Raw genomic sequence first — 2,011 nt, 5'->3', positions numbered from 1 at the left:
GAGGGTGGGGGCCATCGCGCCGGGCCGGGTGAAGCCGGTCTCCTCGTACCCCGCCTCGCAGAGCGTGGTCTCGCCGGCGTGACAGCGGGCGCACACCTGGCAGTTGCGGAAGCCCTCGCCGACCACCTTGCGGCCGGCCAGGCGCTCCGGCACCCCGGCGCCCACCTCCCGTACCGTGCCGGACCACTCGTGGCCGGGCACCACCGGGTAACGCACGTACGGCGCGGCCCGGTTGCCCCGGTACAGCTCGCGGTCGCTGCCGCAGATCCCCACCGCGTGCACGGCGACCAGCGCCTCGCCGGGGCCGGGCGCGCGGGGTGTGTGCGGCTCCAGCCGGTGCGCGCCCGGTGCCTCGACCACCACCTGGACGCTCACTTCGTCCCCTTCGGCCTGCGGCGCTCCCAGCCCTCGGCCCACAGGTCGAACCGGGCCTGCTGCTGTGGGAACTCGGCCGCCGCGTCGCTGTCCAGCTCGACGCCGAGGCCGGGGGCGTCGGAGAGGTGGAAGTAGCCGTCGACCACCTCGGGGGCGCCCTTCACCACCGTCTTGATCTCCGCGTCCGCGAAGTCGTTGAAGTGCTCCAGGATCTTGAAGTTCGGTGTGCTGAAGCCGACCTGGAGCGAGGCGGCGGTGAGGACCGACCCGCCCACGTTGTGCGGGGCGAGCAGCACGTAGTGGGTCTCGGCGGTCGCGGCCAGCTTGCGGGTCTCCCAGATGCCGCCGATGTGGCCGACGTCCGGCTGGAGGATGTCCGCCGACTGGCTCTCCAGCAGCTCCCGGAACTCGATCCGGTCGTGCATCCGCTCGCCGGTGGCGACGGGGATGTCCACCTTGGCGGCCACCTTCTGAAGCGCCTTCAGGTTCTCCGGCGGCACCGGCTCCTCCAGCCAGGCGGGGTCGAAGGGCGCCAGTTCGCGGGCGAGGCGGATCGCGGTGGCGGGGGAGAAGCGGCCGTGCATCTCCAGCATCAGCTCGGTGTCCGGGCCGATCGCGTCTCGTACGGCCTCGATCAGGGAGACGGCGTACCGGGTGCGCTCGTGGTCCAGCTCGAGGTGGCCGGTGCCGAACGGGTCGATCTTCAGGGCCCGGTAGCCCCGGGCCACGACCGCGCGGGCCGCCTCGTGGTACGCCTCCGGGGTGCGCTCGGTGGTGTACCAGCCGTTGGCGTACGCCTTGACGCGGTCGGTGACCTTTCCGCCGAGCAACTGCCACACCGGTACGCCGAGCGCCTTGCCCCTGATGTCCCAGCAGGCCATCTCGACCACCGCGATCCCGGACATCACGATCTCGCCGGCCCGGCCGAAGTCGCCGTACTTCATCCGGCGGACCAGGTCCTCCACGGCGAACGGGTCGGAGCCCGCGATGTGGTTGGCCTCGGCCTCCCGCAAGTAGCCGAGCAGGGCGTCGGTGTGACCCAGCATGCGGGTCTCCCCGACGCCGGTGAGCCCCTCGTCCGTGTGGACCTGCACATAGGTCAGGTTCCGCCACGGTGTGCCGACCACATGGGTGCTGATTCCGGTGATACGCACGCCCGTCCACCCCTCGGTGTTCGAAATTTCGTCATGCGTTCGAAATGCTGGCGTGACAGTAGGGAGGGCGGGTGGGGGGTGTCAATGGGTCGAACACGTAACGGTTCCGGCAAAGGCGTGTACGCGGGTGTCTCTCCCGCACCAAACCTTCACAGCGGCACCTAGGAACGTGACCCGAGTGGAATCTAGTCTTCCCGCGTCATGGACTACTGCCACCCGTGCCGACGGCACCTCAACGGCGCTCTCGCCTGCCCCGGCTGCGGCGCGCCCGCCCTGACCGCCGTCGCGCCGACCGCCGCCGTCGCCTCCGGCGGCATGGCGGACCCTTACGGGCAGAGCCCCCAGGCTCCCTCTTACGGGGAGACCGCTCACGCGGCCCCCTACGGGCAGGAGGCCGTGGCCGCCCCGTACGGGCAGGAGGCCCTCGCGGCCCCCTACGGGGAAGACCACCCGGCCACCCCGTACGGGCAGGAGACCCCCGC

3 protein-coding genes are annotated in these 2,011 nt (G+C 71.6%); 1 reads left to right on the top strand and 2 read right to left on the bottom strand.

What is annotated here, in order from left to right; translation table 11 throughout:
* Both CCN33_RS29995 and CCN33_RS29990 read right to left on the bottom strand, forming a co-directional pair.
* A partial coding sequence (locus CCN33_RS29995) for an alcohol dehydrogenase catalytic domain-containing protein (protein WP_167387981.1) occupies positions 1–375 on the bottom strand: 375 nt, incomplete at its 3' end.
* Complete coding sequence (locus tag CCN33_RS29990) at positions 372–1,529, bottom strand: mandelate racemase/muconate lactonizing enzyme family protein (protein ID WP_086696460.1); 1,158 nt, start codon at positions 1,527–1,529, stop codon at positions 372–374. The genes CCN33_RS29990 and CCN33_RS29995, both read right to left, overlap by 4 nt.
* Positions 1,530–1,730: 201 nt before the next feature.
* Between CCN33_RS29990 and CCN33_RS31380 the strand changes: the two genes are divergently transcribed.
* Positions 1,731–2,011, top strand: a 281-nt coding sequence (locus CCN33_RS31380) for an SCO2400 family protein (protein WP_425275880.1), incomplete at its 3' end; no start/stop codon positions are given.

This window comes from Streptomyces recifensis, from assembly GCF_002154615.1.
In the GTDB taxonomy this organism is placed as follows: Bacteria; Actinomycetota; Actinomycetes; order Streptomycetales; family Streptomycetaceae; genus Streptomyces; species Streptomyces griseoluteus.
This window is presented reverse-complemented; position numbering and strand designations above follow the sequence as displayed.